The organism is Paenibacillus sp. GM2FR (genome assembly GCF_002803325.1).
Taxonomy (GTDB): domain Bacteria; phylum Bacillota; class Bacilli; order Paenibacillales; family Paenibacillaceae; genus Paenibacillus_AQ; species Paenibacillus_AQ lautus.
The window spans coordinates 37,368-63,189 of sequence record NZ_MKZM01000010.1 but is presented as its reverse complement, the minus strand read 5'-3'; the positions used below and the strand labels follow the sequence as shown (position 1 = coordinate 63,189).

The following is a 25,822-nucleotide window of genomic DNA, read 5'->3' as shown; positions in this document are numbered from 1 at the left end:
TAGGCGTAAATGGTTGTACGCATAGCACGAAGCAGCGGAGAGGACGAATCGATTCCGGAAAAACGATAGTGGTCGCCTTTGCCCCCGATTTTCTACTGCAGAATTATAATCCCAAGAAAATTGGGGGCAACAGCGATTGGAGGAACGATACGTACTCGCAGCGTCTCACTATACAAAAACTATTTACGTCCTGAACATCACCAATGACTTGCGCAATCCCTCCGACAGCTCCTCCAAACGTGAAGACAGGCCGACCAGCTTCTCGCTCACCTTGAACTGCTCGGATGACATCGAAGCGACCTCCTCCGTGGCGGCGCTGGTCTCTTGCACAATCGAGCTCGCCTCCGAGATCGAGTCGGTCAGAGTAAGCTGGGAACTGATCAGTACCTCTACCGAACGGGTCGATTCGCGGATCTCGGTTAAAAGAGCATCCATCTCGTGGCGAACATGATCAAATACGCCCTGAGCTTCCTGAACCGAATGCAGCTGCTCGTCAAAGAGCGGTGATGCCGACGTCAATGCATCAACAGAGCCTTGCACTTCAGCCCGGATATCCTTGATCATCTCGCCTACGGTATGGATCGATTCCTTGGAACGATCCGCCAAGCTCCGCACTTCATTGGCTACGACCATGAAGCCGCTGCCTGCTGCCCCCGCACGGGCCGCTTCAATCGTCGCGTTAATGGACAGCACGTTGGTTTGATGCGTGATCTCCGACATCAGCTCCAATATTTTGTGAATCGACGCGGTATTATCCTTCAGCTTCTCCGCATTCTGGACGATGGCCCGGTTCACCTGATTAATCCGCGTGGATTTTTCCACCAGATTGTCCATATGCCGGGCGCCCTCTCCCGTCACCCGAAGCACCCGATCAGCCGCTGCCTCCATCACTTGATTCGAATCCGAAACCTTGCTCATCTGGACGCCAATGTTCTCAGCCAGCTGATTCTCCCGTTCGGCTTCCATCGCCAGGCTTCCGCTTCCTTGTGCAATCTGCTCCATGGCCGATGCAATTTCACCTGCCGTCAACGAGGTTCCCTTCGATGCTTCCGCCAACTCCTCCGCCGTAACCAGCACTTCCTTCGCGGAAGCATTCGTCTGATCGACCAAAGCCGAGATTTGCCCCATCATCCGGTTGAAACTGTGTCCGAGACGGCCAATTTCATCCACGCGCCGGAATTCGGTCCGAACCCTCAGATTCCCCTGCTCTCCCTCTTCCATCAGGCTGCACATCTGGTTCAGCGGGCGACCGATGGAGCGCATCATATAATAGCCGATCAGTACCGCAATAAGGATCGCGGCCACAATGACCACAAGCGTCACGGCCAGCAGTTTGTCCGTGGCTTGCACGAAATCGCTAACGGGAGCAAAGCCGACCATATGCCAAGGAGCCGTCTTCAGCGGCGTATACACCACCATCTGCTCGTCGGCGGTGTAATAAATCCCTCCTTCTTCGACCTCTTGAGGAACCGTAATGGTGGACGGCTGCATCAGCTGGGCCGTGTCCATGTCGTGCACGATCCGGTTATCATCGGCCACGATTCGCATCTGCCCGTTATTCCCTATTTTTAAATTCGCCAGCACCTCTCCGACCGCCTCGTCCTTGATATCGATCAGCAGGATGTACTGCGCGTCCGGATTCTTCAGGTTTTTCAGCAATCTCCCCATCGTCATGGTGGCGGTTTTCTCGTTCTCCATAAAGCCTTGCACCTCTGTCGGGAACCATACCGGTTCGCCATCGGCCTGTATAATCCGGTCAATCTTCGCCTTCACGCTATCCGCGGATGACATGCCCGATAAGCCCGTGGAGTTATAGGAGCTTTGAGCTTGAAGATTGGGCGCAACCAGACGCATGCCCTGCAGACGTTTATCCGAGGATGCCATCCCGTTCAGCTTCTCACGGATTCGGTTCTCGGCCTCCGTTTTGTCCCGAATGCCGATATCCGCAGTACTCACCGTAATGAGATCCTCGCGAAGCACCGTGTCCAAGGCCCACTGACGGGAAGCGGCTTCATATTGGGCCAGCAGAAAATCCAGCTTGTCCGCCGCCTGCATCATCTGCCCCGAAGTCGCTTCCGACACCTGATCCATCACCGTGTCCTTGGAGATGAAATACGATAATATGCCCAACGCTGAGGATAACAGCACGATCGTGGTAAAAAAGATAACAAACAGCTTCATCCCAACTGCTTTGAATTGAAAACGTCTCATCATGTTCATATGTAGATGTCCCCCTGCATCGATGTTTAAATGCAAAAAGACACAGCTAGCGGTTACCGGCTGTGTCTCTTCGATGTTCTCTCTATCTATCTGTCTAATGATGAATCCATACGATTAGCTATCCGTACCTTACCCTTTGCTTGCACCAGCCGTCATGCCATCGACCAGCAAACGCTGCAGGAACACAAACAGCAGGGTGATCGGCAGTGCGATCAGTACCGATGCGGCAGCGAACAGCGTAAAGTTACTGTCCTGAGTCGAGTTGACGAGATCCCACAAACCGACGGCGAGCGTCCAGTTTTCTTTTGTCCGGAGCACGAGTCTGGCAAAGATAAAGTCTACCCACGGACCAACGAACAGGGTCAAGCCCATATACGTGATCATCGGCTTCGACAACGGCAGAATGATTTTGCGGAAAATCTGGAAGTTGGTGGCTCCGTCGATCTTCGCCGCTTCATCCAAGCTTCGCGGTATCGTATCCAGGAAGCCCTTCATGATCAGGGTTCCGCCTAGCGGTGCCCCAGCCGCATACACGATAATCATCGCCGCATGCGTGTTCAGCAGATCCAGGGAGTTCAGCAAGATATACAGGGCGATCATACTCATGAAGCCCGGGAACATCCCCAGCACGAGAATGACCGATAGCGCATTCTGCCGGCCTTTAAACCGGAACCGGGATACCGCATAGCTTGTAAGCAGGACAAGAATGGTCCCGATAATCATGGAGAATATCGCAATTTTCAACGTATTCATGTACCACGTGCCAAACAGAAAGCTTTGGGACGTAAACAATTCTTTATAATGACTGAGCGTAAAAGATTCTGGAATCAAGGATTTGCTGTACAACGACTTTCCGGGACGGAAAGAGGCCAGAATAATCCAGAGCGCCGGGTAAATACAACCGATTGCGATGATGACAAGCGTAATGTAACTTGCCGTCAGGCGAATCGCATTTCTCATTTTAATTCCCATTATTGGATCATATCCTCCTCTTTAAAGGATCTGGTTCTGCGATAATTGTAAATCGAGAAGGTCGCAATAATCATGAAGATGATGATACCGATGGCCGATGCCATGCTGTAGCGCTGCTGATCAAGGGTCAGTTTATAGAGCCAGGTTACCAGCAGGTCCGTCGCCCCCGCATATTGATAGTCACCCACAACCGGGTTACCGTTCGTCAGGAGGAAAATCAAGTTAAAGTTATTAATGTTACCGGCAAATTGCGTAATCAGTACCGGTGCCGTCGAGAACAAAATCATCGGCAGGGTGATAATTTTGAATTTTTGGTATCCGGTCGCCCCATCCACATCGGCCGCTTCATAAAGATCCTTCGGTATTGTAGTCAGGACACTCATGACAAGTAGCATGGATACCGGAATACCTACCCACATATTGACGATAATAACGGTCACTTTGGCCCAGACCGGATCGGTCAGCCATGGCAGTCCTTCCAAACCGAAATATCTTAAATACTGGTTGATCGGTCCGAATTGTCCGTTAAACATATTACGCATCACGAGCAAAGAAATCAGCTGCGGAATCGCATATGGAATGATCAGAATGACACGCCATACGCCTTTGAAACGAATTCCTTTTTGTTGAATAAGCAATGCAACGAGCACACCGCCAAAATACGTCGTTACCGTGGCCAGCACAGCCCAGATGATCGTCCAGGTCAGGACGCCGAAGAAGGTGTGGCTCCACGATTTCAATGCGACGAGATTGGTGAAGGTTTTGAAACCGACCCAGTCAACCAGATTCGCCGGCGGCAGATTGTTTGGTGCGGAATAGTTCGTAAACGCCAGCATGACCATGAAGATAATCGGCATAACCGTAAAAAACAAAATACCGATGGCCGGCAGTGTCAGGAAAGATTGCGCAAATTTCCATTCAAAAATATAGTAAAGGGTCTGTCTGAAATTGTTGGGTTTCACACCCTGTTCCCTTAGTTTTCCAGCGTTATATGCGTTTTTGATATTGGCATAATACCCAATAAGAAAAAGCGCAAACATAATCATGGTGATAAGTCCTTCAATCAGCAGATTGATGGAATGGTCACCTGCTACCATTTGGGTTAATCCGTTGACTTTCTCTAAATGGCTTCCCTGTTCCCCCAAAGTTGTCATTCCCCAGATGGCATCACCCAGGTTGTTGATGAAGTAATACAGACTGAATATACCTACGATAAGTAAAAGAACGCCTTTGATCCATTGCCGGTTGTAAAGCTGACCCAGACCCATACAGATGGCTGATAATACGGCTGCTGTCGTACGATGTTGACGCATGCTCCCTCCATTCTCCTCTCCATATAATCGAGGAATCACCCGCCGGTTGTTCGGCGGGTGAACTTCTTCATCTATCTCGCATTATATAAGAACGTAATTACTCGCCAGCTCCACCACTGTTGAGATCTTTCACTTGATTTACAGCTTTATCGAGCGTTTCTTTCACGTCTTTGTTGTTATCCCAGATCTCAGCCAGCGCAGCGCCTACAGGAGACCATACGTTAGCCATTTCAGGAACGGATGGCATCGGTTGGGAAGATTTGAATTGCTCTGTGAATGCCGATACATACTCGTCATTCTTGATTTGATCGTCTTCTTGAGCTTCGTTGTTGGTTGGAACCGATCCAACCAATGCGCTCAGTTTCAATTGCGCTTCCTTGCTTGTTGCAAAGTCAGCAAACAAGCGAGCAGCTTGCGGGTATTTCGTGAACGAGCTTACGTACCAAGCTTTGATACCGGAGAACGATACAGCAGGCTGGCCGCCGATCGTTGGGATTGGAGCAACGCCAAGCTTGTCGCCAAGCGCTTCTTTGTATCCGCCAAGCTCCCAAGGTCCGTTAATGTCCATAGCCAGATCGCCGGATGTGAACAGTCCGCGCTTGATATCAGGCGTAATGTCGCCGGATTTAACCGGAAGGATTTCTTTCAGGCTTGCGTAAACTTCCATACTCTTGACTGCGCCTTCATTGTTGAGGCCGATATCGTTGACATCTGCGCCGCCGTTACCGAAGATGTAGCCGCCATTGGAAGCAAGGAATGGATATGCGAAGTACAGGTTACCTGTTTCGAACATAAATCCATATTTGTTCTTGGATTTGTCAGTGAAGGTTTTGCTGAATTCAATAACTTCTTCCATCGTTGTTGGAACTTCTTTTACCAGGTCTTTGTTGTAGTACATCAGGTATGTTTCAGCAGCGCGCGGGTATCCGTACAGAACGCCGTCATAGCTTACGCCTTGGATAGCGGCTTCCGTGTTGCTGCTCTTCGTTTTTTCTTCGAAGTAATCATTTGGCAGAACCAGGTTTGTAGCTACGGCTTTACCCAGGTTATCGTGAGGGAACAGTACAACGTCAGCACCCAATCCGGATGGTCCGTCTTGTTGAAGCTTGGTAACTTGGTCGGTTGGAGACAATTCTTCGATGGTTACTTCAACGCCGTATTTCTCGGTAAATTCTTTTGCAACCGCATCCGTGTAGGCTCTTTCGTCTCTACTTTCCCATACGATCAATTTAGCGCCTTCTTCTGGCTTAAGTTCCGGTGCTTCTGTATTTTCGGCCGGCGTCTCCTGGGCCGGTGGATTCTCAGCAGGTGCCTCAGCAGCAGGAGCAGGTGAATTTCCTCCGCACGCTGTAATGGAGAACGCCAACGTGAAGGTTGCAGCTAGCGTAAGTAGTTTCTTCATCTTCATTCCATGATTACCCCTCTCAATAAATGATCAGAAAATGTTGGAAATCTGCGCAAACGATTTCAGAAAATTTTCAGCGTCTCTTTTTCTATGTAGCATCTGACGAGATACTTAGGAAAAATCCCGTTGAGAAAGCGCTTCATTCACTGAAAACATCATACAACATTTAATATCGAATGTAAAAACGTTTGCACAGATCATTTTTACCCGTTTTAAGCATATAATCTCTTATTACCTTCACTATTCACTCTATTTCGTAAGTTATCATAAAAATAGTTGTGCATATGCTGTGCAATTCAGTCATTTCACACGTTATTTGAGACAAGAATGCATAATAAATGGTTGCTTGTTGAACAAACGTTTGCACAATAATGTGAATTAGAAATGATTAAGCCCGGCCTACCAGGAGGCGAACTTAAATCTTAGCTTTACTCCCTTTATGCATTTCCGATAACAGCAAGAAAGGACTACCGCTCATGATCTTTGAATACAGATCGGCGGCAGTCCCTCCATTTTTTTGCATGGATGTTAGCGAATGAAGCTTGCTTATTGCAGCGCCTTGAGCGCAATATCCGTCCGGTTAAACTTCCCTTCAAATGCAATCGCTTCTGCCCGTTCATAGGCTTTCGCACGTGCTGAAGCAATATCAGCCCCTAAACCGACAACGCCCAGGACACGTCCCCCATTCGTTCTCCACGTTCCATCGGCATCGCGAGAAGTGCCCGCATGAAATACAATCGTCCCGTCCTGCTCGTTGTCCAGCCCAGTGATCGCAATTCCTTTCGGATACGATGCAGGATAACCGCCGGAAGCCAGAATGACGCATACAGCTGCTTCGTCACTCCACTCCAGCTCAAGATCAGCCAGATTTCCATTTACGGCTGCAAGGAAAACGTCAAGCAGATCGGTCTTCAGACGCGGCAATACGACCTGCGTTTCCGGATCGCCGAATCTGGCGTTGAATTCGATCGTCTTCGGTTTGCCGTCCGGCGTGATCATCAATCCGGCAAACAGAACGCCCCGGAACGGACGCCCTTCGGCTACCATCGCTTTGGCCGTAGGCTTGATGATCGTCTCAATCGCCTCTTCAATGATGGATGACTGAATATGAGGCAATGGCGAATAAGTTCCCATTCCTCCCGTATTCGGTCCCTGATCTCCATCATAAGCCGGTTTATGATCCTGTGCCGCCGACATCGGCTTCACGGTTTCGCCATCCACAAAGGCCAAAATCGACATTTCCTGGCCTTCCAGGAACTCCTCGATGACCACCCGGCTTCCGGCATCGCCAAACACCTTCGATTGCATAATATCGCTGAGGGCCTGCTCGGCTTCCTCGATCGTCCGTGCAACGGTAACGCCCTTGCCGGCTGCGAGCCCGTCCGCTTTCACGACGATCGGCGCACCTTGCTGGCGCAAGTAAGCAAGCGCCTCCTCGTAATCGTCGAACTTCGCGTAAGCTGCCGTCGGAATATCGTATTTATGGAGCAAATCCTTCATAAAGGTTTTGCTGCCCTCGATTTCGGCTGCATTTTTACGCGGACCGAATACCGGGATGCCTGTTGCGTCAAATGCATCCACAATGCCGTCAGCCAGCGGATCATCCGGACCGACGACGATGAGTCCCACTTGCTTCTCCACGGCGAATGCCGCCAGCTTATCAAACTCTGATACCGCAATCGGCACGCACTCGGCCAGCTGTCCGATGCCGGCGTTGCCGGGTGCGCAGTAAATCTTATCCGCTTTCGGGCTCTTCGCCAATGCCCATACGATGGCATGCTCTCTTCCGCCGCCTCCGATAACCAAAATATCCATGGTTTTCCCTCCCGCTTCATTTCAAATTCACCGATAAAATTTCATAACATGAATGATTTACAGGGCGAAGCGTGAGGTCGCCTTCACCTTCTTGCCCCCTTAAACTTAAAGGCGGCGCGCTCGAAAGAGCGGCGTCGCCTCTATATGCTGCTGAATGAAAGGTGATCCTTCAGCTGCAGCCTGAAGGCTGCAGCGAAGCCCCCTTTTTAAACGCATGAATTAGTGCTTGAAATGTCTCACGCCGGTAAAGACCATGGCGATCCCGTATTCGTTGGCTGCCTTGATGGATTCCTCATCCTTAATGGAGCCGCCCGGTTGAATGATGGCCGTAATGCCGGCTTTCGCCGCAAGCTCCACGGTATCTCCCATCGGGAAGAACGCATCGGAAGCGAGAACGGCGCCTTTGGCTTTCTCCCCCGCCTGCTCCACCGCAATGCGCGCGGAACCGACACGGTTCATCTGCCCTGCCCCAACGCCAACGGTCATGTCGTCCGCTGCCAATACGATTGCGTTCGACTTCACGTGCTTGACTACCTTCCAGCCGAAGAGGAGCTGCTTCAGCTCGGCTTCCGTAGGTTTACGATCCGTTGCAACTTGCAGGTCTGCGACATCCAGGGAATGCACATCGCTTTCTTGTACAATCATGCCGCCCTCGATGGTTGTCACGGCAAGCGTGCTTTGGCGCTCCTTGGCCGAGCCGAACTCGCCCATCTTCAGAAGACGGATGTTCTTCTTCTTCGTCAGAATCTCCAGCGCCTCAGGCGTGAAGTCAGGTGCCAGGATAATTTCAAGGAAGATATCCTTCAGCAGATCTGCCGTCGGCGCGTCAATCGTCCGGTTCGCCGCCACGATGCCGCCGAAGATGGATGTCGGATCCGCATTGTAAGCTTTTTGATAAGCTTCCAACACATTCGTCCCGATGCCGACGCCGCAAGGGTTCATATGCTTCACCGCCACCACGGTCGGCTCGTCAAACTCCTTCACGATCTGCAATGCCGCATTCGCGTCATTGATATTGTTGTAAGAGAGCTCTTTGCCGTGCAGCTGCTCCGCTGTCGTCAAGGTACCCGCTGGTGCCAGCGGTTTACGGTAAAATGCCGCCTTTTGATGCGGATTCTCGCCGTAACGAAGGTCCTGAATTTTCTCGTAGGTTACGCTGAAGCGCTCAGGAAGCGGGTCGCCCGTTACATTCGACAAATAGTCGGAAATCAACGTATCGTAGGCCGCCGTATGACGGAATACCTTGGCTGCAAGACGTTTACGGGTTTCCAAGGTCGTGTCGCCGCCGCCCCGGATCTCCTCAATCACGCTGCCATAATCCGCAGCATCGACAACCACGCTCACAAAAGCATGGTTTTTCGCAGCCGAACGCAGCATCGTTGGACCGCCAATGTCGATATTTTCGATTGCATCTTCATACTCGACATCCGGCTTCGCGATCGTTTCCTGGAATGGGTACAGGTTCACCACGACCATATCGATGTAATCGAGGCCCAGCTCCTGCATCTGACGCTGATGCTCTTCACTGTCGCGAATGGCAAGCAAGCCGCTGTGCACAGCTGGATGAAGGGTTTTGACACGTCCGTCCAGAATCTCCGGGAATCCGGTCACATCGGAAATACCGATGACAGGAACTCCTTCTTTGGCGAGGAGGTTCTTGGTTCCCCCTGTCGAAATGATCTCTACACCCAATGAAGACAACTCGCGGCAAAATTCCACGATGCCGGTTTTATCCGAAACGCTGACCAAAGCTCTTTTGATACCCACGTTCATACCCCCTATTTTGAATGAAAATCAACTAAGTAAGCCTGTCTTGATTCCGTAGATGCTGTCGAAGATCCATAATTGCAAATTATTTCCCGAGAAATATCGAACATGTCGATTAACTGTAAGACCTTGTCCGCTTTTATTACAAAAGCCATTTACGCAATCGTCACATTCCGCCCGTTCAACGAAATCCGGCCCTGAGCGAACCAGGAAACGACTTCAGAGTATAACTTCTGCTCCACCGCGTGAATACGCTGTGCCAGCACTTCCGCCGTATCGCCTTCCTTGATCTCTACCGCCTTCTGAGCAATAACGGGTCCGGTATCCATGCCACCATCCACGAAATGAACGGTGACACCGGTCATCTTCACCCCATAGTCCAGCGCTTGGCCAATCGCGTCTTTACCTGGAAAAGCAGGCAATAGCGAAGGATGAATGTTGATAATCCGGCCGCTATAGAACTCGACAAAGGAAGGGCTCAGCAGCCGCATATATCCTGCAAGAACAATCAATTCGACACCGCGCTGCTGAAGCTCCGTAGCAATCTCCCGTTCGTAATCTTCCTTCGAGGCATATTCCTTCGGCTGAAACGCGAATACATCCACATTCGCCGCTTTAGCCAGCTCTACGACGGGAGCCTGCGGCTTGTCGCATACCAGAATACTGATCTCACCGCCCAAGGCTCCCCTGTGCTGCGCGTCTGCCAAAGCCTGAAAGTTGCTGCCCCTGCCGGAAGCGAAAACCGCAATCCGAAACGATCTCATTACACCTCAGCTCCCGTGAAGGTTACGATGCGCTCGCCTTCCGTCACGCGGCCGATCACATAAGCCTCTTCGCCTGCGGAGCGGAGGTATTGAAGCGCTCCGTCTGCATCCTGTTCCTTGACGACAAGCACCATGCCGATTCCCATATTAAATGTCGTAAACATATCCTTGTTCGAAATGCGGCCTTTTTCCTGCATCAGCTTAAAGATCGGCAGGATCGGCCAAGCACCGTATTCGATGTCGACATTGACGCCATCCGGCAGCATACGCGGAATATTCTCGATGAATCCGCCGCCCGTAATATGCGCCATGCCCTTTACTTCGATCTCTTTCAACAGTCCGAGCAGCGGCTTCACATAAATTTTGGTCGGAGCGAGCAGCACGTCACCAAGACGTCCGCCCAGTTCCGGAAGCTCTTGCTGAAGGGAGTAGCCGGCGTCCTCCAGAAGCAGCTTGCGGACAAGCGAGAAGCCATTGCTGTGCACGCCGCTGGATGCTAGACCAATCACCGTGTCCCCTGCCGCGATATTCGACCCGTTGATCATTTTGCTTTTGTCGACAATCCCTACGGTAAAGCCCGCGATGTCATACTCGCCTTCGCTGTACATACCCGGCATTTCCGCCGTCTCTCCGCCGATCAGGGAACAGCCTGCTTGGTTGCATCCGTCTGCGATCCCTTTGACAATGGATTCGATTTTGGATGGAATGACCTTGTCGCACGCTAAATAGTCGAGAAAAAAGAGCGGTTCTGCGCCTTGCACCACAATATCGTTGACGCACATCGCTACCGCATCGATGCCGATGGTATCGTGTTGGTCCATCGCAAATGCGAGCTTCAGCTTTGTGCCGACGCCATCCGTGCCTGAGACAAGTACCGGCTCTTCGTATTGGTCTTTATTCAGCTTAAACAGTGCGCCAAAACCCCCGAGGTCGGTCATGACTTCCGGTCTGAAAGTCGTTTTGACATGCTTTTTCATCCGCTCTACCGCTTCGTTGCCTGCAGCGATATCCACGCCTGCTTGTTTGTAAGTATCCGACACGCGCACAACACTCCTTTTTCGTTATGACGAAAGTATCCATTCATATATCATTTATGGGCTTAATCAATAATCAGCTTAAAGAGGTTGTTCAAACCAACCTTCTCGGTGCTGAAAACCGACCTTTTTGAACACGCACTTAAAGGATAAAACCTAGAAAAAATGGCTGTCCACTGCAGAATCAGCAGCTGCAGCCCATCTTCTCTTCCCCGTTAAAATCAATCTGCGTCGGGTAATCATTATCAAAGCATGCCATGCACAACCCGCCTTTAGGGCTCTGCTCATCATAACCGCCAATAGCGGAAATAAGTCCCTCCGGGCTCAGGAACGATAAGGAATCCGCGTTGATTTCCCGGCAGATTTCCTCGACGCTTTTCTCGGAGGCGATCAGCTCTCTGCGGTCCGGCGTGTCGATGCCGTAGAAGCAAGGGTTCTTGAACGGCGGCGACGTAATCCGCACATGCACTTCGGTAGCGCCCGCTTCGCGAAGCAAATTAACGATCCGGCGGGACGTGGTTCCCCGTACGATCGAGTCATCGATCATGACCACCCGTTTGCCTTCGACGACGCGCCGTACCGCGCTCAGCTTCATCTTCACACCCTGCTCGCGCAGCTCCTGGCTCGGCTGAATGAACGTCCGGCCCGTATATTTATTCTTGATTAATCCCAGCTCGTAAGGAATGCCCGTTTGCTCGGCATAACCGATCGCGGCCGAGATGCTGGAATCCGGTACGCCCGTAACGACATCCGCATCCACGAACGATTCCAGGGCCATCTTGCTGCCCATCCGTTTGCGGGCCGAATGCAGGTTGGAGCCGTTCAGATCGCTGTCCGGTCGGGAGAAATAAATATATTCCATCGCGCACAGCGCTTTGCGTCCCGCTTCCGTATAACGCTCTTCCCGAAGCCCATTCCGATCGAGGATCAGCAGTTCCCCGGGAGCGACGTCGCGGATCGCTTCCGCCCCGATGACTTCAAGCGCACAGGTCTCGGAGGTGAAGATATACGCATCGCCCAGTCGACCCATCGTGAGCGGACGTAGTCCGTTCGGGTCCGAGGCGACGAGCAGCTTGTCATTGGTCATGAGCAGAAACGCAAAGCCGCCCACCAGGCGCTGTAAGGCATCCTTAGCAGCTTCAACAAAATCCTTCGGCGACCGTGCGATCAAATGCGCAATGACCTCCGTATCGCTGGTCGTTTGGAAAATGGAGCCCGCCATCTCCAGCTCGCGCCGAAGCTTCGGCTCGTTCACGATGTTGCCGTTGGTAGCGATCGCCAGATTGCCCTCGCGATATTTAAAGACGAGCGGCTGCGCATTTGTCAGCCTGCTGTCCCCGCTGGTCGAATACCGGACATGCCCGATCGACATGCTGCCCTGCAGCGATTCCAGCTTATCTTTATCAAACACTTCTTTTACCAGCCCCATACCGCGGTGATAATTGAAATTCTCGCCATCGGCCACGCAGATTCCTGCGCTTTCCTCGCCGCGGTGCTGGAGGGCGTGAAGCCCGTAATAGGAAAGGGAGGCGGCATCGGAATGCCCAAACACCCCGAATACGCCGCACTCTTCTTTTAACGTATCGAAAATATCGCTCTGACCTGTTCCCTCATTGTAGTAATCCCCTGTCCACAGTCCTTCGGGTATCAGTTCATGAGACATGGAATGGCATCCTCCCAGACGGATTTCAAAGCCTCCACGGATTCTTCCAGCGCAGAAGCACCGTTAATGTTAATGCTAAGCATGTTTCCGCCGACTACGCCAAGCGCGGTAAATGGAACGCCCGCTTCTTGCAGGAGCTTCTCCAGCGCGTTCTTATGATCAGGGGACACCGACAGCACGATCCGGGACTGGCTCTCGCTAAAGAGCGCTACGTCGCTGCGCAGATCGGTTGACCACTGCACGCTCGCCCCAACGTTGCCGCTGATGCAGCTCTCTGCCAGTGCGGCTGCAAGTCCGCCCTCCGACACGTCATGCGCGGATTGTACCAGACCGGATTGGATAGCCTTCAGTACGCCGCCGAGCAATTTCTTCTCGGTATCCAGGTTGAGCTCGGGCGGTCTGCCTTCCGACACCCCATGAATCATCGCTTGGAACTCGCTGCCTCCCAGTTCGGCACGGGTATCGCCCAGCACATAGATGGCATCGCCTTCCGCCTTGAAGCCCTGCGTTGTAATATGATCCGTATCATGGATCAGGCCAACCATGCCGACAACCGGCGTCGGATAAATCGCGCCTTTGGCATTCTCGTTATAGAGGCTGACATTTCCGCCGATAACCGGAGTTTCAAGCACACGACAAGCTTCCGCCATGCCGTCCACGGCTTTTTCCATCTGCCAGAAAATTTCCGGCTTCTCCGGGCTTCCGAAGTTCAGGTTATCCGTAATCGCCAGCGGCTCTGCACCGGAGCACACGATGTTGCGCGCTGCTTCGCTGACCGCGATTCTGCCGCCAAGCTCAGGGTCGAGATAGACGTAACGTCCGTTACAGTCCGTTGTCATCGCGAGCGCTTTGCGCGTTCCATGCACCGTTACGACGGCAGCATCCGAACCCGGACGAACGGCCGTGCTGGTGCGAACCATATGATCATATTGGTTGTATACCCATGCTTTGCTTGCAAGACTCGGCGAACCGAGCACCTTCTTAAGGGCACCGCCCAAATCCTTCACTTCTTCATAACGGAGCGTATCCACCGCAGCCTGCTCTTGGTAATAAGCCGGTTCTTGGGATGGTTTGTTATAGATCGGGCATTCGTCGACGAGCGCTTTAACCGGCATGTCGCCTACGACCTCACCGTGGTGGATCAGCTTCAGGCGGCCATCATCCGTCACTTTGCCGACTTTGGCGCATATGACACCCCAGCGTTCAAAGATTTCTCGTGCTTGGGCTTCATGCTTCGGCTCAACCACGAACAACATCCGTTCCTGGGACTCCGACAGCATCATTTCATAAGGCGTCATGCCCTCTTCGCGCTGAGGCACTTGGTCCAGGTACAGCTCAAGACCATTGCCTGCTTTACTTGCCATTTCCGCACTGGAGCATGTCAAACCAGCCGCGCCCATATCCTGAATGCCCAGCACGATGCCGGAATCAATCAGCTCAAGGCAGGATTCCATCACGAGTTTCTCCATGAACGGATCGCCGACCTGAACGGCCGTACGGTTCGCTTCGGATTCCTCCGTCAGCTCTACGGAAGCGAAGGTCGCCCCATGAATGCCATCTCGGCCAGTTGGAGGCCCGACATAAAAGACCGGATTGCCTACCCCTTTTGCAACGCCGCGCTGAATTTTATCATGGTCGATAACGCCGACGCACATTGCATTGACCAGCGGATTGCCCTCATAGCTTTCGTCGAATACCACCTCGCCGCCTACCGTCGGGATCCCGATGCAGTTGCCGTAACCGGCAATGCCGGACACCACGTGCTCGAACAAATATTTAACGCGATCGCTCTCCAGCTTGCCGAAGCGAAGCGAGTTGAGAATCGCTACCGGTCTTGCTCCCATGGAAAAAATATCGCGGATAATGCCGCCAACGCCCGTGGCTGCGCCTTGATAAGGCTCTACAGCGGACGGATGGTTGTGACTTTCGATTTTGAATACAACCGCCTGGTTGTCGCCGATATCGACGATCCCCGCACCCTCGCCCGGTCCCATCAGGACGCGCGGGCCGCTTGTCGGGAAACGACGAAGCAGCGGCTTGGAATTTTTGTAGGCGCAATGCTCGGACCACATGACACTGAATACGCCGATTTCCGTATAATTCGGCTTGCGTCCCATGAAGGAACAGATCAGCTCGTACTCGCTGTCCGAAACTCCCATCTGCTTGTAAATCTGATGCTCTGCGATCTGTTCTGCCGTCGGTTCCTTAACGGACATTTGCTGCGCCATGAGTATCCCTCCATGCCTGTAATATGGATGTAAACATTGCTTTACCGTCATCCGAGCCGAGCAGGCTGCTCACCGCGCGCTCCGGATGCGGCATCATGCCGATCACGTTGCCCCGCTCGTTGCAGATGCCCGCAATATCCTCGATCGAGCCGTTCGGATTGTTCTGATACGTAAATACGATTTGCCGGTTGTCCCGGAGCTTTTGAAGCGTTTCTTCGTCACAGTAATAGTTGCCTTCGCCATGCGCGATCGGAATGACAATCTCTTGTCCCTCCGCATAGTCGCGGGTAAACGGGGTTGTATTATTGTTCACTTTGAGCACCGTGTCATGGCAGCGGAATTTCATCGAATCGTTGCGGCGCAGAGCTCCCGGAAGGAGTCCTGCCTCCGTCAAAATCTGAAATCCGTTGCAGATGCCAAGAATATACTTGCCCTCTTCTGCCGCTTTCGCCACTTCGCTCATAACCGGGGCGAATCGGGAAATCGCACCACACCGGAGATAATCTCCATAGGAGAATCCGCCCGGAACCAAAATGCAGTCGTATGGGGAAAGATCCGTTGCCGTATGCCATACATAATCCACCGGCTGACCGATCGTCTCTTCTACCGCCTTATAACAGTCAATATCACAATTGGAGCCAGGAAAGACCAGCACTGCAAATCTCATTGATTTAGCCCTCCAATTCATAACGGTAGTTCTCAACCACCGTATTCGCCAGAAGCTTCTCGCACATTTCTTTCACTCGCAGCTCGGCTTCCTCACGGTTGTCCGTACCCAGCTCAAGTTCCATATATTTACCGATCCGCAGACTTTCCACTTCCTTGTACCCAATCGAATGAAGCGCACCCTGCACCGCTACCCCTTGAGGGTCCAATACGCTCTGCTTAATCGTGACGTAGACCTTTGCTTTCAACATTGTATCCTGTTCCTCCTCGGTATATATGAATGAAATGGTTTATAAAAGCTTACAGGCTTGCACCCGTGATTCGGCTGTAAATATCGGTGTAGCGGCGCGTCGTCTCCTCCACCACGGCTTGTGGCAGGGGATCCGGCTCACTGTTCTTATCCCAATCGGACGAAGCGAGATACGTGCGCACAGGCTCCTTATCCATACTGTCAATCTCAATGTCGAGCGCATAATTCTTCTCATCCCAGAAACGGGAGGAATCCGGCGTGAAAATCTCATCGATCAGAATGATCTCTCCATCGATCAATCCGAACTCAAACTTGCAGTCGGCCAAAATAATGCCGTGCTCGCTGCAGTAATCGCGGGCAAACTTGTACAGCATCAGGCTTTTGTCCTGCAGCTGCAGCGCCAGCTCCTCGCCGACAAGCTCCTTCATGCGGGAGAGCGAAATGTCCTCGTCATGACCGACATCGTTCTTGGCAGCCGGCGTGAAGATCGGCTCCGGAAATGCCTCATTCTTGCGCAGGCCCTCCGGCAGTTTAATGCCGTTGACCTCTCCCGAGGACTGATACTGCCTCCAGCCCCCACCGGTAATGTATCCGCGAACCACGCATTCGATATCGATGCGCTCGGCCTTGCGGCACACCATGATTCGTCCATCCAACAGGTCCTTGTCCTTGACGGCATCGCCCAGGAGGTTCACGTCCGTATGCACGACATGATTGCTGATAAGCTGTTCCGTTTGTTCAAACCAGAAGGCGCTCAGCTTGTTCAGAACGGTTCCTTTGGCTGGTACAGGCGGCTCCAGCACATAGTCAAAAGCGGAAATGCGGTCGGTTACTACAATGAGTACATGCTCGCCCAGGTCGTATAGTTCACGAACCTTGCCCTTGTACAGCAGCGGTACGTTGACCAGATGCGTGGCGGTCGATAATGCCGGTAATGTCATGTGTTCCTCCCCTTGGGACGACGTATGGCTCGGCTTGAGACTGTCGCTCCCTGTATTTCTATCGGATGAAAAATAGAATGCTCAGTATCATGTTAAAAGTCTTCAGCTTATTCATCACTACGAATGCGGATTGTTTTTCCGATCCCTGTTGCCCCCAGATTTATTATGAATTTTTAGTAATTATGTTTAAATCCGAGGGCAAAGGGGACCGCTGGCGCTTCTCCAAAACAATTCCGCCTTCTCCGTTGTAGTGATTCTCAAGTTCATAGAGCCTTCAGGCCCTAATTCAAATTCCTTAACTACTCCAGTCCCAGCTTGGCAAAAATCGTATCCACATGCTTCAGATGCCAGCTTGGATTAAAGGCATCTTCGATCTCCTCGGCGCTGAGCACCTCGGTGATCTCAGGCGTGGATTCCACGATCTCGCGGAATTGACGCTGCTCTTCCCATGCCTGCATGGCGCGGGGCTGAACGGTGTCGTACGCTTGCTCGCGGCTGAAGCCCTTGTCGATCAGCTTCGTCAGGATGCGGCCAGAGAAAGGAACGCCGTATGTGCGAGCCATGTTGCGCTTCATGTTCTCCGGGAAGACCGTCAGGTTCTTCACGATATTGCCAAAGCGGTTCAGCATATAGTTCAGCAGCATCGTAGCGTCCGGCAGGATAATACGTTCTACCGAGGAGTGGGAAATATCCCGCTCATGCCAGAGCGACACGTTCTCGTAAGCGGAAACCATGTGACCGCGAATGACGCGCGCAAGGCCCGAGATGTTCTCCGAACCGATCGGATTCCGTTTATGCGGCATCGCGGAGGAACCCTTTTGTCCTTTGGCGAATGCCTCTTCCACCTCGCGAACCTCACTCTTCTGGAGCGCGCGGACTTCGGTAGCGAACTTCTCAAGCGAAGTAGCGATGAGCGCAAGGGTTGCCATGTATTCCGCATGCCGGTCACGCTGCAGCGTCTGGGTCGAGATCGGCGCCGGTTTCGTGCCAAGCTTGCGGCAGACGAATTCTTCTACCGAAGGATCAATATTGGCGTACGTGCCGACAGCACCCGAGATTTTGCCGTACTGCACGCCGTCAGCCGCGTGGCGGAAACGCTCCAGGTTGCGGATCATTTCTTCATGCCACAGCGCCATTTTCAAACCGAAGGTTGTCGGCTCTGCATGTACGCCATGCGTTCTGCCCATCATCGGGGTATGCTTGTAGGCCAGTGCCTTCTCTTTCAAAATACCGATAAAGCGCAGGATGTCCTGCTCCAAAATATCGTTGGCCTGCTTGAGCAAATATCCCATCGCGGTGTCCACCACATCCGTCGAAGTCAAGCCGTAGTGAACCCATTTGCGCTCCTCGCCAAGGCTTTCCGATACCGCGCGGGTAAAGGCGATGACATCATGGCGGGTTTCCTGTTCGATTTCATAGATCCGATCCATATTAAAGGTCGCATTCTGGCGAAGCTTAACGGTATCTTCCTTCGGAATGACGCCGAGATCCGCCCATGCTTCGCATGCGCACAATTCCACTTCCAGCCATGCTCTGAATTTGTTCTCCTCGGTCCAAATCGCCCGCATTTCCGGTCTGCTGTAACGTTCAATCATCGTTTAATCCTGCCTCCAAATATTCATTTTCTCTACCCATTCGAGCGCTGCATCGACATCCCCGCACAAAAGGTTGATATGTCCCATCTTGCGGTTGACCTTCGATTCGCTCTTGCCGTATAGATGAAGCTTAGGCACAACGCCGAGAGACTCTGCAAGCGCGTCGTGCTCTCCAAAACGCCCTACTGCTTCCTCCAAATGCTGACCCAGGAGGTTCACCATGACGACCGGGCTCAGCAGCGTTGTGTCCCCGAGCGGCAGATCGCATATCGCTCTCACATGCTGCTCGAATTGGGAGGTTGAGCATGCTTCCATCGTATAGTGACCCGAGTTATGCGGACGAGGGGCAAGCTCGTTCACGAACAGCTCCCCGTCCTCGGTCACAAACATCTCGACAGCCAGCAGGCCAACGGCTCCCAAGCCTTCAGCCACGCGTTCTGCGAGCTGACATGCTTTGCGCTTTACTTCGCTCGTCACACGAGCAGGTACAATCGACAAGTGCAAAATATTGTTGACATGCACATTCTCTGCCGGAGGGAAGCTCTTCACGATGCCGCTGGGCGTACGCGCCGCGATCACGGAGATCTCGCACGCGAACTTTACAAACTTCTCCAATACCAGCTCTGTCCCGCTGGCGGCCAGCTCTTTGTAGGCTGATTCCAGCTCGTCTTCGCTGCGGAGAACGGCTTGCCCTTTACCATCATAACCTCCCATGGCGGTCTTAAGCACGCACGGAAGTCCAAGTTCAGAGGCGGCAGACCGTAAATCTTCCAAGCTTGTTATTTCACGATACGGCGCAACCGGTACACCGGCCGCTTCGATCGCGGCCTTCTCGCGCAAGCGATGCTGTGTGGTGTACAGCAGCTTGCTTCCTTGCGGAACATAAGACTGCTCCTCCAGAAGCTGGGCCACGCCTGCATCGACATTTTCAAATTCGTACGTAATGACATCGGCTTTCGCCGCGAGCTGCCGGGCAGCCTCCACATCGTCATAACGAGCTGTAACCTGCTCGGCCATCTGGCCAAGCGGGGAGTTCGGCGTCGGATCGAGGGTGACAAACGAATATCCCATCCGGATCCCGTCCAGCGCGATCATTCGTCCGAGCTGGCCGCCGCCAAGTACGCCAATGACGGAACCAGGCAGTAGCTTTTTGCCAGAGACCTTCGTCTGCTGTGCTCCGTTCTTCATCATAGGTTATCGCTGCTTTCCAGCACTTCATCCCGGATACGGTCACGGCGAGCTTGCACTCTTTCCCGAATCCCTGCATCCGAAGTGCCCAAAATCTGGGCTGCGAGCAATCCGGCGTTCGTAGCTCCCGCCTTGCCGATCGCTACGGTTGCTACCGGAATGCCCCCTGGCATCTGCACGATCGACAGCAATGAGTCCAGCCCCTTCAGCGCTTTCGATTTAACCGGAACGCCAATGACCGGCAATACCGTCTTCGAAGCGACCATTCCGGGCAAGTGAGCGGCTCCGCCGGCTCCGGCGATAATGACGCGAAGCCCGCGGCCTTCCGCTTCCTCGGCATAACGGAACATCAGGTCCGGCGTCCGGTGAGCGGATACGACTTTTTTCTCATAAGGAATTTCAAGCTCGTCTAGCACCTGGCATGCATGGGACATCGTATCCCAATCTGATTGGCTTCCCATAATGACTCCTACTTGTGCTGTCATGAGTTACCCCCGCTTTCTTCGAAATTCGACAATCGTATGGTTAACTGCTGAAAAAAAAGTCCGATCCCGTAAACACAAAGTCTGTGCAGGTCTCGGACATACAAGGATTACGAACGCTGCTGCCTGCGTCAAGCAGAAGAGTCTTGCGCATCCGCCGCCAAAGAGGCAACCCTGAAACCAAGCCCCGTCGTAGCCGCACCGTTTGTATTCCCTCGTAGTCCGAAAATTTACGGTTTCCGGGTAGAGACTTCCGGGCCATATCCCCGGCTTTATACGAGAAATATTAAATTTCATCAATCACGCTTCATAAGTTATTTTGAACCTTAACATCCTCAGTTTATCAATTTCTGACACCTAATGTCAACCTAAACACGAACAATCGGATTTACATAAAAAATAATGTTCGTATCTAGGGAGTAAGCATGCAGAATCAAAAACTTCCTGAAGTTTGTGGGCTTTATAAAAGGCGTGGGCAACGGTCGGACACGAAAAGCCGAAAGCAATACATAGGTGGAGCATTGGCGGCCGCTGCGCTGACGCATCGTGATTCCGATCGCTGTTAAACACGGGAAACTGGATTGAACCATATAGGGTGTTTCCCGTGTTTAAAGGCGACAGCTGGCGCTTCTCCATCCACGATTCGTCCTCTCCGCTGGAGCATATTCAACGAGTTTTTTTTGCTGCTGCATAGAGGGTAAGGGAAAAGTATTATCTCAGAATAAAATAAGGCATATTCTGCTCATTCATTGTGGTTACTTACAAGGAAGATAAAAGCGAATGTCGAATTCTTAACAACCGTCACTAATATTAAATACGACAAAACATCTAACCCGACATTTATATTTGAATGCCGCAAACAGAATCTATTCTTAGGAGGAACCAATGGCTATCTATCTCGTAAGGCATGGTCAAGATGAAGAAGGGTACCGCGGAGGTTGGAGCCAGCGGGGACTCATAGAGGAAGGAATCAGGCAAGCGGAGAAGCTGGGGAAGTACTTAGATCAACATCGTCATGATTTTAATATCCATCGAATCGTATGCAGCGATTTGCATAGAGCCGATCAGACTGCCGCCATCATTGCCGATAAGCTTGGCCTCCCATTCCAAGCTTTTGAGGATTGGAGGGAGATGAATAACGGTCTGCTCGCTGGAATACCTCACTCTTTAGCAGAGGAGAGGTATCCAGGATTATATTTTTCAAGCTTACGGATGGACGAAAAATACCCTGGCGGTGAAAGCCCCCAAGAGAATTTTATGCGGATTAAGGAAACCTTCACGAGTTTATGCCAGGATCAGCTTGCGGTTAACGATCATGAGAACGTATTGGTCGTCACTCACGGGGGAGTTATCAATATCATTTATCATCTCATTAAGGATATGGCTTGGAGCAATAAGAATCCGTTCTTCCCGGCGGCGAACACCGGGCTGCACAAGATCGAATACCGCGGCGGACGTTGGGAACTTACCCTGGAGAATGCAACACCTCATCTATAACCGAAAGAAGCCTGCCTTTTCCATCACGCCCTGTTCTCTGAAAAAAGCATAGTCTACTGCTCGCCATACTTGATTGCATCTACATATTGCTTGGCTTCAACCAAAGACAATCCTAATTCTTCCCTTACGATTTTAATCGCTTTAATATCCTGTCCATCCGCCAGCAGCTGTCTGACTTGAGCATGAACCGGCGGCTCGGGTATTCCTAGTTGGTTTGCAATTTGATTTAACGTGTTCTGCTGCTGTTTCATTCGCTTCTCCATTGCCGTCATTCGGCTGGAGACCATAAGACCGACCAGAACAACCAAGACCATAAGAAGAATAATTTCCATATGAACCTCCTCTAACTTTAAAGCACCTACCCTCCTAACGGACCGCTGCTAAAAGAAAAACGTCGATCGACGTACTTTCTCTAAGGCAGACCGTTTTTAGCGGAAGTTTAACTTGCGAGATAAGAATGGGGAGCCTCTGACGTTTATCATTTCTCATCTCTTAAAAAAAGGGACGCCTCAGCGTCCCACTATCCCAACAAACTTTATTTTACGACCAGTACCGGAATTTTTGCATGCTGCACCACGTTATGGCTGACACTGCCTAGTACAAACTCGCGGATGCCGCCAAGACCCCGGCTGCCGATGACAATAAGATCACTGCCATTCTGATTCGCGTACTCCAGAATGATTTCAGCCGGAGGACCCTGGATCATCTCCACCTGCCCGGTGACGCCTGACTTCTCAATCCGCTCGCGGATTTCTTCTGTCGTCTGCACGGCAAGATCGTAGACATCTTTATTAAGTGAAGCTGGAATCGGGGCAAGCCCTTCCCCAACGAAGAAACGCGGAAAATCGTAAGCATGAATGACATCCAGCGTAGCTCCCGGCGTTACTTTGGCAAGTTCAACCGCACGTCCGAGCGCTTTGTTCGCTGCTTTGGAGCCGTCGTAAGCTAGAAGAATTTTAGTAAAAAGCATACAGGCCACCTCTTTCTATAATGAAAAGACCTACTACTTATTATTAAACAGCTTCATACCGATATGAAACGAGCTTACTGACTTGCTGTGATGTCCTATGTAGTTCAGATTATACAGACTTATCCCCAGAAATACGTGTATAGCGCGACATTCACGACTAACAACAGCGGCACTCCCAGTTTAAATGATAAATGCCTCGTTTTATGACGTTTGCGGTACATGGCAATCCATACACCCAAGGCCCCGCCAATGGCAGCCAGCAGAAACAGCGTTCTCTCCGGAACGCGATCCCGTCCCAATCGGGCACGCCGCTTATCCTCGGACATGACCAGATAGGCTACCGCATTGATAAAAATAAACCAAACGATCAGTGCAGGTCTCACGTTGGTTCACGCACCCCCATTCCAACTGATCGATCTTACCCAATCAGCCATTCGCTTTACGTTCTACCGCTATTATAAAACCGCAGGCTAATGAAGACAATGCCGGCTAAATAATCTTAACCATGACCGAGCCATCTATGAATGCCATTATTAGGACACGGCCGAGATCATAATTCCAACGGACCCGTGTCCGGCATAATGACAACCAGATCATGCTCCAACCACTACGAAAACTTATGATTCATTCTTGGATATTTCATTCAGGCTTGGAACATAGTCTGCAGCCTTTTTCGGTTTGAGGGTCTTGCTCTCCTCAAGAATGCTTGATTTGTTCTGCTGGTTTTCGGTTTTTCTTGCTTTATGATTCGGCATGCAAATCACCCCCTGTCCGTAGAATGAGCCATTGCACCCGAGGTTATGCTAACAACGGCAAGAAAAACGCATTTCAAGCCTTGGGAGATGCACCATTGCAGACTATTCCTTCCCCTTCTGCTCAAGGGCCGCCTTCAACAGATCGCCCAGGTTCGAGCCGATCGACTCCGGCTTGCTGTATTGCTGCACGAGCTTCCGCTCCTCGCGTTTGTTCACATGCTTGGCGTCCTTCTTCAGCGTTTCCGTAATGCCGCAGCCAAGGCACTGCACGAACAGCCCCGCCTTGCCTTCTTTCATCTCCATCTTCTTGTGGCACTGCGGGCAGCGGCGGTTGGACAGACGCTTCTCGCCTGAACGCTTGTATCCGCAGTCGTCGCTCGGACATACTAGCAGCTTGCCGCGCTTGGTCTTCTTCTCAAGCAGCCTGGTGCCGCAATCCGGACAGTGGCTGTTTGAAACATTATGCGGTTTGTACTCCGCATCGCTTCCCTTTACATCCGTGACCAGCTTCTTGGTCATGTCCCGTATTCCGCGCAAGAACGGTTCCGGCTTGCCCTGCCCCTTTGCGATCCGTTCGAGCTCGGCCTCCCAGCGCGCCGTGAGCTCCGGAGTTCTTAGCTCTGGTGCGACAAGCTCAATCAGCTGCTTGCCTTTGCCTGTCGGATGGAGGGTTTGCCCCTGCCGTTCGATCGTGTCCGAGCTAACCAGCTTCTCGATGATATCAGCCCGGGTCGCGGGGGTTCCAAGCCCGTGCTTCTCCATCTGGGAGAGCAGCGCCGCTTCGTTATAACGCTTCGGCGGCTGGGTACGTCCCGGTTTCAGCACGCAGCGGACCACCTTCACCGACTCTCCTTCTCGCAGCTCCGGCAGGAGCTTGCCTGAAGACTGGCCCTGAACATCGTCCTGCTCGTCGTCAGCGTCATCATCATAATCGCCGCCGTATACCTCGCGCCATCCGCTGTCCTTGATCGTAGTCCCTTTCGCGTAGAGCTGCTCCCCCTCAATCTGAACGGTAACCGATACGTTATCGTAGCGGGCAGGAGGATAGAACAAACTGATGAACCGGCGTACGATAAGATCGTACAGCTTGCGTTCATCGACAGACAGCTGATTCAGCAGCACGGTTTGTTCGGTTGGAATGATGGCATGGTGATCCGTAACCTTGCTGTCATCCACGACCCGTTTGCCTGGCGATAAATTCTTGCGCAGCAGCGGGCGGGCAATGGACGCATACGGTCCGATCGCAATGCTCGACAGTCTCTCCTTCAACGTTCCGACCATATCGGATGTCAGGTAACGGCTGTCCGTACGCGGATAGGTGACCAGCTTATGCTGCTCATACAGGCGCTGCAGCACATTCGAGGTCTGCTTGGCCGAGAATCCGAATCGACGGTTGGCATCCCGCTGCAGTTCGGTCAAATCGTATGCCAGCGGATGCGGTTCGGTTTTCTCGCTCTTTTTCACGCTGACGATTTTTCCGGTGCTGCCCTCCAGCTGCTGCTTCAGCTTGGCCGCCTTATCCTTCTCGAATAAACGACCGTCTCCGCCGGACGGACGCCACGATACCTCAAAGCTCCCCAGATCCGCCTGCAGCGTCTCATACTCCTGGGAGCGGAAATTCACGATCTCCTTCTCCCGGTCCATAATCATCCCGAGCGTTGGCGTCTGAACCCGGCCTGCCGACAGCTGTGCATTAAATTTGGTCGTCAGCGCACGCGTCACATTCAGTCCAACCATCCAATCCGCTTCCGCCCGGCAGCGTGCGGACTCATACAGCCGGTCGAACTGCTGCCCCGGCTTGAGCGATGCAAAACCTTCCTTGATCGCCTTATCCGTCTGGGAAGAAATCCACAGCCGCTTGAACGGCTTGTTCCACTTCGCCATTTTCAGGATCCAGCGCGCCAGCAGTTCTCCTTCACGGGCGGCATCGGTGGCAATAATCATCTCGCCGACGTCCGCGCGCTTCATCAGATGCTGAACCGTCTTGAACTGGTGGCTTGTTTCCTTCAGCACCTTAAGCCTTGTGTTATCCGGCAGGATCGGCAAATCCTCTAGAACCCAAGTCTGGTACTTCTTATCATAGTCCTCGGGTTCGGCAAGTCCTACCAAATGTCCAAGCGCCCAGGTCACAATATATTTCGGTCCTTCAAAATAATTCTTCTGCTTCTCCCGGCTGCCCATTACTCTCGCAATTTCCTTCGCAACGGACGGCTTCTCAGCCAATACTAATACTTTCATAGCCCTCCCCTTCCTCTGTTCCCCTATTATAACCTCCCCTCGATTGTTTCCACAAAGAT

22 protein-coding genes and 1 riboswitch are annotated in these 25,822 nt (G+C 52.2%); of the genes, 1 reads left to right on the top strand and 21 read right to left on the bottom strand.

The annotated features are described in order from the left end of the window. Positions 1 to 183 precede the first annotated feature (183 nt). The 16 genes from PAEVO_RS25445 to purE form a co-directional block, all read right to left on the bottom strand. Positions 184 to 2,220 (bottom strand): methyl-accepting chemotaxis protein, encoded by a 2,037-nt coding sequence (locus PAEVO_RS25445; RefSeq protein ID WP_100540306.1) that lies wholly within the window; start codon positions 2,218 to 2,220, stop codon positions 184 to 186. A 129-nt stretch (positions 2,221 to 2,349) separates the two neighbouring features. Further along, positions 2,350 to 3,192, bottom strand: a complete 843-nt coding sequence (locus PAEVO_RS25440; RefSeq protein ID WP_076325595.1) for a sugar ABC transporter permease — start codon at positions 3,190 to 3,192, stop codon at positions 2,350 to 2,352. Then, positions 3,192 to 4,505 carry a sugar ABC transporter permease gene (locus PAEVO_RS25435; RefSeq protein ID WP_100540305.1) on the bottom strand — a complete coding sequence of 438 codons (1,314 nt, stop codon included), beginning with the start codon at positions 4,503 to 4,505 and terminating at the stop codon, positions 3,192 to 3,194. Before PAEVO_RS25435 ends, PAEVO_RS25440 begins: the two co-directional genes overlap by 1 nt. Before the next feature lie 97 nt (positions 4,506 to 4,602). Then, entirely contained in the window at positions 4,603 to 5,913 is a 1,311-nt protein-coding gene (locus tag PAEVO_RS25430) for a sugar ABC transporter substrate-binding protein (protein ID WP_100540304.1), read from the bottom strand. 543 nt (positions 5,914 to 6,456) lie between these two features. Further along, positions 6,457 to 7,725, bottom strand: a complete 1,269-nt coding sequence (gene purD / locus PAEVO_RS25425; protein ID WP_100540303.1) for a phosphoribosylamine--glycine ligase — start codon at positions 7,723 to 7,725, stop codon at positions 6,457 to 6,459. A gap of 219 nt (positions 7,726 to 7,944) precedes the next feature. Then, on the bottom strand, positions 7,945 to 9,492 hold the full coding sequence (gene purH / locus PAEVO_RS25420; RefSeq protein ID WP_100540302.1) for a bifunctional phosphoribosylaminoimidazolecarboxamide formyltransferase/IMP cyclohydrolase: 1,548 nt from the start codon (positions 9,490 to 9,492) through the stop codon (positions 7,945 to 7,947). Positions 9,493 to 9,647: 155 nt separating this feature from the next. Next, positions 9,648 to 10,256 carry a phosphoribosylglycinamide formyltransferase gene (gene purN / locus PAEVO_RS25415; RefSeq protein ID WP_100540301.1) on the bottom strand — a complete coding sequence of 203 codons (609 nt, stop codon included), beginning with the start codon at positions 10,254 to 10,256 and terminating at the stop codon, positions 9,648 to 9,650. Next, complete coding sequence (purM, locus tag PAEVO_RS25410; RefSeq protein WP_100540300.1) at positions 10,256 to 11,296, bottom strand: phosphoribosylformylglycinamidine cyclo-ligase; 1,041 nt, start codon at positions 11,294 to 11,296, stop codon at positions 10,256 to 10,258. The genes purN and purM overlap by 1 nt, the downstream gene beginning before the upstream one ends. Before the next feature lie 178 nt (positions 11,297 to 11,474). Beyond that, on the bottom strand, positions 11,475 to 12,953 hold the full coding sequence (gene purF / locus PAEVO_RS25405) for an amidophosphoribosyltransferase (RefSeq protein ID WP_100540299.1): 1,479 nt from the start codon (positions 12,951 to 12,953) through the stop codon (positions 11,475 to 11,477). After that, on the bottom strand, positions 12,938 to 15,181 hold the full coding sequence (gene purL / locus PAEVO_RS25400; protein ID WP_100540298.1) for a phosphoribosylformylglycinamidine synthase subunit PurL: 2,244 nt from the start codon (positions 15,179 to 15,181) through the stop codon (positions 12,938 to 12,940). The genes purF and purL overlap by 16 nt, the downstream gene beginning before the upstream one ends. Then, entirely contained in the window at positions 15,159 to 15,848 is a 690-nt protein-coding gene (gene purQ, locus PAEVO_RS25395) for a phosphoribosylformylglycinamidine synthase subunit PurQ (RefSeq protein ID WP_100540297.1), read from the bottom strand. Before purQ ends, purL begins: the two co-directional genes overlap by 23 nt. 4 nt (positions 15,849 to 15,852) lie before the next feature. Next, complete coding sequence (purS, locus tag PAEVO_RS25390; RefSeq protein WP_012819094.1) at positions 15,853 to 16,098, bottom strand: phosphoribosylformylglycinamidine synthase subunit PurS; 246 nt, start codon at positions 16,096 to 16,098, stop codon at positions 15,853 to 15,855. Between the two features lie 49 nt (positions 16,099 to 16,147). Beyond that, on the bottom strand, positions 16,148 to 17,038 hold the full coding sequence (locus PAEVO_RS25385; protein ID WP_100540296.1) for a phosphoribosylaminoimidazolesuccinocarboxamide synthase: 891 nt from the start codon (positions 17,036 to 17,038) through the stop codon (positions 16,148 to 16,150). A gap of 299 nt (positions 17,039 to 17,337) precedes the next feature. After that, positions 17,338 to 18,633 carry an adenylosuccinate lyase gene (purB, locus tag PAEVO_RS25380; RefSeq protein ID WP_100540295.1) on the bottom strand — a complete coding sequence of 432 codons (1,296 nt, stop codon included), beginning with the start codon at positions 18,631 to 18,633 and terminating at the stop codon, positions 17,338 to 17,340. A 3-nt stretch (positions 18,634 to 18,636) separates the two neighbouring features. Further along, positions 18,637 to 19,824, bottom strand: a complete 1,188-nt coding sequence (gene purK / locus PAEVO_RS25375; protein WP_100540294.1) for a 5-(carboxyamino)imidazole ribonucleotide synthase — start codon at positions 19,822 to 19,824, stop codon at positions 18,637 to 18,639. Beyond that, complete coding sequence (gene purE / locus PAEVO_RS25370) at positions 19,821 to 20,306, bottom strand: 5-(carboxyamino)imidazole ribonucleotide mutase (protein ID WP_009592351.1); 486 nt, start codon at positions 20,304 to 20,306, stop codon at positions 19,821 to 19,823. Before purE ends, purK begins: the two co-directional genes overlap by 4 nt. A gap of 195 nt (positions 20,307 to 20,501) precedes the next feature. After that, positions 20,502 to 20,603, bottom strand: a riboswitch (purine riboswitch). Between the two features lie 585 nt (positions 20,604 to 21,188). Here purE and PAEVO_RS25365 point away from each other — a divergent pair. Next, positions 21,189 to 21,800, top strand: coding sequence for a histidine phosphatase family protein (locus PAEVO_RS25365; protein ID WP_100540293.1), 612 nt, complete (start codon positions 21,189 to 21,191; stop codon positions 21,798 to 21,800). 53 nt (positions 21,801 to 21,853) lie between these two features. Here PAEVO_RS25365 and PAEVO_RS25360 read toward each other — a convergent pair whose 3' ends face one another. The 5 genes from PAEVO_RS25360 to PAEVO_RS25345 form a co-directional block, all read right to left on the bottom strand. Then, positions 21,854 to 22,132: a hypothetical protein gene (locus PAEVO_RS25360; RefSeq protein WP_100540292.1), complete on the bottom strand. Its 279-nt coding sequence runs from the start codon at positions 22,130 to 22,132 to the stop codon at positions 21,854 to 21,856. 203 nt (positions 22,133 to 22,335) lie between these two features. Further along, positions 22,336 to 22,770, bottom strand: coding sequence for a universal stress protein (locus tag PAEVO_RS25355; protein WP_100540291.1), 435 nt, complete (start codon positions 22,768 to 22,770; stop codon positions 22,336 to 22,338). 119 nt (positions 22,771 to 22,889) lie between these two features. Next, positions 22,890 to 23,153: a DUF1294 domain-containing protein gene (locus PAEVO_RS25350; protein WP_100540290.1), complete on the bottom strand. Its 264-nt coding sequence runs from the start codon at positions 23,151 to 23,153 to the stop codon at positions 22,890 to 22,892. 234 nt (positions 23,154 to 23,387) lie between these two features. Continuing rightward, positions 23,388 to 23,525, bottom strand: a complete 138-nt coding sequence (locus PAEVO_RS33975) for a hypothetical protein (RefSeq protein WP_012819087.1) — start codon at positions 23,523 to 23,525, stop codon at positions 23,388 to 23,390. A gap of 102 nt (positions 23,526 to 23,627) precedes the next feature. Further along, entirely contained in the window at positions 23,628 to 25,763 is a 2,136-nt protein-coding gene (locus PAEVO_RS25345; protein ID WP_100540289.1) for a DNA topoisomerase III, read from the bottom strand. Positions 25,764 to 25,822 lie beyond the last annotated feature (59 nt).